5 protein-coding genes and 1 riboswitch are annotated in these 6,000 nt (G+C 65.3%); of the genes, 4 read left to right on the forward strand and 1 reads right to left on the reverse strand.

Features of this window, described 5'->3' with window-relative positions; genetic code table 11:
* The first annotated feature begins 52 nt into the window (after nucleotides 1-52).
* From VGR99_RS05615 to VGR99_RS05630, 4 genes are all read left to right on the forward strand, one after another.
* Nucleotides 53-310: a hypothetical protein gene (locus VGR99_RS05615; RefSeq protein ID WP_326897319.1), complete on the forward strand. Its 258-nt coding sequence runs from the start codon at nucleotides 53-55 to the stop codon at nucleotides 308-310.
* A 128-nt stretch (nucleotides 311-438) separates the two neighbouring features.
* Nucleotides 439-708, forward strand: coding sequence for a hypothetical protein (locus VGR99_RS05620; protein ID WP_414645089.1), 270 nt, complete (start codon nucleotides 439-441; stop codon nucleotides 706-708).
* Between the two features lie 75 nt (nucleotides 709-783).
* Nucleotides 784-981: riboswitch (cobalamin riboswitch) on the forward strand.
* 110 nt (nucleotides 982-1,091) lie between these two features.
* Nucleotides 1,092-3,332: a TonB-dependent receptor gene (locus VGR99_RS05625; protein ID WP_326897320.1), complete on the forward strand. Its 2,241-nt coding sequence runs from the start codon at nucleotides 1,092-1,094 to the stop codon at nucleotides 3,330-3,332.
* A 62-nt stretch (nucleotides 3,333-3,394) separates the two neighbouring features.
* A complete protein-coding gene (locus tag VGR99_RS05630) occupies nucleotides 3,395-3,976 on the forward strand; it encodes a hypothetical protein (protein WP_326897321.1) in 582 nt (193 codons plus the stop codon).
* Nucleotides 3,977-4,129: 153 nt separating this feature from the next.
* Here the strand turns inward: VGR99_RS05630 and VGR99_RS05635 are convergent, their stop codons facing one another.
* Nucleotides 4,130-5,197, reverse strand: a complete 1,068-nt coding sequence (locus VGR99_RS05635; protein ID WP_326897322.1) for a Cj0069 family protein — start codon at nucleotides 5,195-5,197, stop codon at nucleotides 4,130-4,132.
* Between the last annotated feature and the right edge of the window lie 803 nt (nucleotides 5,198-6,000).

Raw genomic sequence — 6,000 nt, forward strand, 5'->3', positions numbered from 1 at the left:
ATTCACATGGGTCGATCATTGAAGGGGCGGGCAGGACGCGGAGTCCTTTGGAATGGGTATGCTCGATCCCGGTCGGTTTCTGCTGTCATGCTCGCAATGCGAGGCATGGCCGATGGCGGCCAATGTGAAACGGTCGAGCTGGTCGGCGCAGCCGCACGAAGTCCGGTTCGTCTGTCCGCGCTGTCGCAGGGAGGAAACCGCTATCGTCTCCGCCTCCGGCGAGCTGACCCCGATCAAGCGGATCGACGTTCCCCCGCACGACGTCACCGCGGCATGGGCCCAGGCGCAGCGGCCAAGAGGGCGGGCGTAGCTCGCCCGTCTCGAAATCAAGAGGGCGGGCGTAGCCCGACCGTCTCAAAATCAAGAGGGCGGGCGTAGCTCGCCCGTCTCCAAATCAACAGGGCGGGCATGGCCCGATCCGTTTTTGGAACCCAGCCGATGCCCGCGCGTTTCCGCCTCGACATCAACGCGACCGAGGCCGTGCGAATGATCAGCGAGCATTTCGACACCCGCACACGGATCAACATGAAGCTGGCGCTGGACCGGGTCTGCCGCAATCGCCCCGGCGGCGAGGAGCACGGCTTCCGCAGAACGGTTGCCGAAAACATCATCCGCTGCGCGCTCGCAGGGCGCACCGGCATTGGCCAGCTCGTCGATGCCGGCGAGCGGGCGATGATCACGACGCGCGTCGAGAGGGAGCCGGCCTGATTGCGCCAGCGCAATCTTCGGTGCGGCACTTCGATGCCCATGCAACCGGCCGATTGACTCTCAGCTTGCTCGCCCCGTAGATTGGCCCGTGACGGTTCTCCTCACGGAGATCAAAAGGGAACGTGGTGCGGGATCTTCCCAAAACCACGGCTGCCCCCGCAACTGTAAGCGGTGAATCCTTCGTCTCATGCCACTGGGAATCTCGGTCCTGGGAAGGCGACGGAGAGGTAACGACCCGCGAGCCAGGAGACCTGCCGTCAGCCGTGGTCACACGCGAAGATGTCGGTCGGGGAGTACAGACATTGGTTTCACCGGAGCAATCGATCGCTCCGAGAACCTTGTTCGCTGTGACGTGCCACTGACGTCATACCGAGGTTCTAACCGTGTCCCGTCTTGTCTCTGCCGCCAGGCGCCTCAGCGCCGGCCTTCTTGCATCCGTTTCGCTCTCTTCGCTCGATCTCTCCAGCACCCATGCGCAGCAGCCCGACGCGGAGCAATTGCCGCCGGTCGAGGTGACCAGGCCTGACGACCAGAACCGTACGCGCGCCAGGGCGACGGGCGAGGGTGACGCGACGAGGCGGCGTGCGGCTCCGCGTGCCGCCCCAGGCGGCGCACCGGCATCCGGTTCATCCGGCTCTGGCGGTGAGGCTGCCATCGGCAATGGCGGCATCGTCGGGGCCGCCACGACCGTCATCACGGCGGGTGATATCGCACATGCGCCATCGCAGTCCCTTGCCGAGATCATTGCGGCGCAAGTCCCGGGCGCCCAGATCACGACGTTCTATGGCGGTCCGGTCGCCGCCAAGACCAGCGTGGATTTGCGCGGCTTCGGCGCCTTTGCCACCGCCAACACCTTGGTGCTGGTCAACGGACGGCGGCTGAACGACATCGACATGGCGCAGGTGGATCTGTCCACCATCCCGCTCAATTCCATCGAGCGGATCGAGGTCACGCGCGGCAATTCCGGTGCAGTGCTCTACGGCGACAACGCGGTCGGCGGCGTCATCAACATCGTCACCAAAAACGGCGTCGGCGGACCGCCCGTGACCGCGCGCATCGAGGCCGGCTTCGGCTCGTTCAATACTGGACTCGGCAATGTCTCGACCTCGCTCAATTCCGGCCCGTGGTCGACCTCGTTCTACGGCAACACCGTCAGGACCGACGGCTACCGCGACAACAATCGCTATGTTCAGGAGAACGGTGTCGGCAATCTCAATTACACCACGCCCGGTCTGACCGCCTTCCTCACCGTCACCGGCGACAATCAGGAGCTGCGGCTGCCGGGCGGCCGCCTTGTCGATCCGTCGATCGGCGTCGACCAACTCGCAACCAACCGACGCGGGACCAGCACCCCCTTCGACTACGCCAACCAGCAGGGCTGGAGTGCGACCGCGGGCTTTACCAAGTCGCTGGTCAACGGCGTCGATCTCATCGTCGATGGCGGCGTGCGCGACAAGAAGCAGCAAAGCGCGTTCTTCTCGAGCCCGGCGCCGGTCCCGGCGCTCTTCACCTCGACCTATGTCGATGCCGACCTCACGACATGGTCGATCACGCCGCGGCTCAGCGTGAAGAGCTTTGCCTTCGGCATGCCGTCGCAACTCCTGACCGGCATCGACTATTACGACGCGAGCTTTCGGCAGAACCGCGGCGCCGGGCAGGGGCTCGCGCCCTGGCACAATTACGACCTCCGGCAGCAGACGGTCGCGGGCTATTTCCAGCATACGCTGGGTGTTGCACCCACCACCGACATCTCCTACGGCGCGCGGGTCGAGAATGTCAGTCTTTCGGCACGCGACAATTTCGATGCAGCCGCGCCGTTCAACGCCGATATCGGCGCGCTCCCGCTCACGAGCAGCGAGACCCAATATGCGCTGCATCTCGGCGCCGAGCATCGCCTCAACGACATGTTCTCGCTGTTCGGCCGCGCCGCGCGCGCTTTCCGCACGCCTGATGTCGACGAGCGCGTGTCGTCGGGCCCGTTGTTCGATCCCGTCACCTTTGCATCGCTCCCGCAGACCTTCCAGCTCAAGACCCAGACCTCGCAGGATGTCGAGGGCGGACTGCGCATCAAGGGTGGCGGCCTGCAGTTCCAGAGCAGCCTCTATCTGATGGACCTCACCAACGAGATCCATTTCAACCCGGTCCTGTTCTACAACACCAATCTCGATCCGACCCGCCGCTACGGCTCGGAGACCAGCCTGTCCTTGCGCGTCAATGACGCGCTGCTGCTGCGCTCCGGCATGGCCGTGACGCGGGCCGTGTTCCGCGAAGGCGTCTGGGCCGGCAACGACGTGCCGCTGGTGTCGCGCTACACCGCCAGCGCCGGCGTCACCTGGAACATCTGGCAGAACTACGTCGTGCTCGATGCCACCGCGCGCTTCTGGAGCGAACGGCGGATGGACAACGACCAGGCCGGAACCCAGAAGCCGATCCCCGCCGACGGCACGATCGACCTCAAGCTCAGCGGTCAGGTCGATCGCTATTTCTGGTCGCTCAGCGTCAACAATGCGCTGAACGCGCTCTACTACGATTACGCCATCGCCAGCACGTTCACCGACGGCCGCTTCAGCGCCTATCCGCTGCCGGGCCGCACCTACCTGCTCAAGGCCGGCGCCACGTTCTGACACCCGACGGGGCTGTCACAGGCCCTCAAATCGACTAGACTTCAAACAGAAGGAGATCATCAATGGCTCTCGACATCCTGCCGTCTCATGGCGACCGCCTCCGGCTTCATCCGGTGACACCGCGCCTTGCGCCGATGTTCGGCTTTGCGCTGCTGACGGTGGCATGCGCGCTGGCAAGCTTTGCGTTCGCCTGCGCAACGCCTTTCGCGGCCTTCGCCGTTCTCGCCGCCGCGATGCTGCCGCTGCGACCGGCGCTGCTGGTCGTCACCGGCGCCTGGCTGGTGAACCAGAGCATCGGCTTCGGCGTGCTGCATTATCCCGTCGATGGCAGCACCATCGCCTGGGGCTTTGTCATCGGCGCCGCTGCGCTGGTGGCGACCGCCGCCTCGTCCGCGTTGCTCCGCGCGCTGCCGCAGGGCCGCACGCCGCTCATGCTGGCGATCACGCTCGTCGCCGCCTATGCGGCCTATGAGCTCGCGCTGCTTGCCGCGACGCCGTTCCTGGGCGGCGAGGGCGCCTTCACCGCGGCCATCGTGACACGGATCGGACTGACCAGCACCGCCTGGCTCGCCGGCCTCGTCGCCGTCTGCGAGATCGTCCGCCTGCTCGATCCGTTCGGCCGCAAGGGCGCGATGTCGGCCTGAGCGGAGGTCCCGTAGCCCGGATGAAGCGCAGCGAAATCCGGGACCGGTCTCGCTTGTGACAAGGACCCCGGATTGCGCTTCCCTCCATCCGGGCTACGAGATCGAAGTCCGGTCATGGCGACGATATACCGCGCCGTTTTCGTTGTGCTGCGCTCAACGTAATGGGCTTGCAACCACGAGCCTGTCGCGAACCGTCCGTGCGATCGCCGCCGGTGCCTCGTCGGGGATCGCAAAGCACGAGCTCGCGTTGATCTCGCAGAGCACGTAGGTGTCGGCGCCCGCTGCATCGCGCGGCCCGTAGAGGAAGTCCGCGTCCCAGATCACCGGCAGCGACGCCTCGTCGATCGCCAGCACCTTCATCATCTGCGGCGTCCATTCGCCCTCCATCAGCCTGCGCAGCGCCTGGAATTGCGGCGCGTCCGGTCCGTGCATGATCCGTGGACCCGGTTGCGCCTCGGGTGCGTCCGGTCCTTGCGGCGGCGGCGGGATCAAGGCCTTGATCAATTGATGTCCGAAGCCCGCGACCTTGGATCCACTCATGTAGCAGCGGATCATCCCGTCGGGCAGGCGTGCTTGAAACGGCTGATCGATGATGCAGCCGCCCCAGCCGAAATAGGGTTCGCAGCGCGCGAGGAGAGCTTCGAGCGGAATGTCCTCGGGAAAGCTGCCGCGTTGCGCATGCAGCACGCGAACCGTCGCGTCCGCATTCGGCAGCGATTCAACCTTCCAGACGCCCTGGCCGCCATTGCCGCGATTTTGCTTGAGCACGCGGGGGCCATCGGCCCGGACACGCTGGGGAAATTCCGCCCGGAAGGCCGCGGCGCTGTCGTAGCGGTGCGTGTCGGCGCCCCAGCCCAGATGACGCGTTCGATAGAGGACCTCCTTGACGCCCATTTTCAGGATGACATCCGGGTGCGCACTCACCCATGGGCCTCGCGCCGCGACGTCGCGCAGCAGCGCATCAAGCTCGGCGCGCGTCTTGCCCTGATGGATCGGGTCGACCCAGACGAGGACGCCATCGACGCCGAGCAATTGGTTGCGGACGGCGTCGGGGAAACTCTCGTCGTAGATGGCAGGTCTCGCGTCGATGCCGACGGCCGCGAGCGCTTCGAAGACGCGGACGAACCGGCTGTTCTGCGGAGTCGCCGCGCGGCGCGTGACGGCGTCGCCGCGTGAGAGGATGGCCAGGGAAGGTCGGAAAGGCTGTCGTTCGGTGTCCATGCGCAAGCTCCACGTATTGCGTGCTGCGCAGACTTGGACCGAAGTCTCACGGGGAGTCTGCTTCGTCCCCACCGGGGCATTCTACGCAGGATCGTCCGGATATCGCAAGACGTGAAGACGCGGCGTCCGCACGGCGAGTTTCCAACCGAGCTACGGCTCCATCATTGCCTGACGGGCAAAACACCCGTGATGCCGTCAAGCGGCTCGCGCGAAAATATTCCACTTTACCGAAATTCGGATTTGTCGTATGTATCGCCCATCCCGGCTCATCCTTGAGGGGCGATCATGTTGTCGTCACGATGCGCGAGCCGGGTTGCGGTGGACGCGGCAGCGTCGGGCGCGAGAGTTGAGGGCAGGGCGGATTGCTCTCCGTGAGTCCAAAACTTCGTGCCGACGAGCGGCGCTGTCAGGTTCGTTTCGCCCGTAAGTTTCCGGCTCCGTCGACAGGGCCGGGAAAACTGCGGCGAACAGCGAGCCGTGCGTACGGCAAAACCGTGTGGTCCTGGCCGTCGTTGCTACGGTCAAGCCTTGGCGGATGCGGCAGTCGCGTCAACCGGCGCGGCGCCGGCGACTTCCGCGGAGGCGAGGGAGGCTAAAGGGAATTCGGCTCCCGGGAGAGCACGGCATAAGCCGTCCGACCATCGCGCAGGGAAGGCCGTGTGTGCGGCTTCACCTGTATGCCGCTGTGCAGTTCTTCTGCGTGTGCTGTCGCACAGCGGACCGTGGGTGCCAGCCGGCACCCGGCCTTCCCTGCGCCCTCCTGGGAAAGAGGGTGAAGAGATCAAACAAAGCTCGGGTGAATT

It is taken from the genome of Bradyrhizobium sp., from assembly GCF_035935975.1.
GTDB lineage: Bacteria > Pseudomonadota > Alphaproteobacteria > Rhizobiales > Xanthobacteraceae > Bradyrhizobium.

Excerpts from the sequence above, each read along its gene's own strand:
- VGR99_RS05615 (WP_326897319.1), top strand. The coding sequence starts at position 53 with ATGGGTATGCTCGATCCCGGTCGGTTTCTGCTGTCATGCTCGCAATGC.
- VGR99_RS05620 (WP_414645089.1), top strand. The coding sequence starts at position 439 with ATGCCCGCGCGTTTCCGCCTCGACATCAACGCGACCGAGGCCGTGCGA.
- VGR99_RS05630 (WP_326897321.1), top strand. The coding sequence starts at position 3,395 with ATGGCTCTCGACATCCTGCCGTCTCATGGCGACCGCCTCCGGCTTCAT.
- VGR99_RS05635 (WP_326897322.1), bottom strand. The coding sequence starts at position 5,197 with ATGGACACCGAACGACAGCCTTTCCGACCTTCCCTGGCCATCCTCTCA.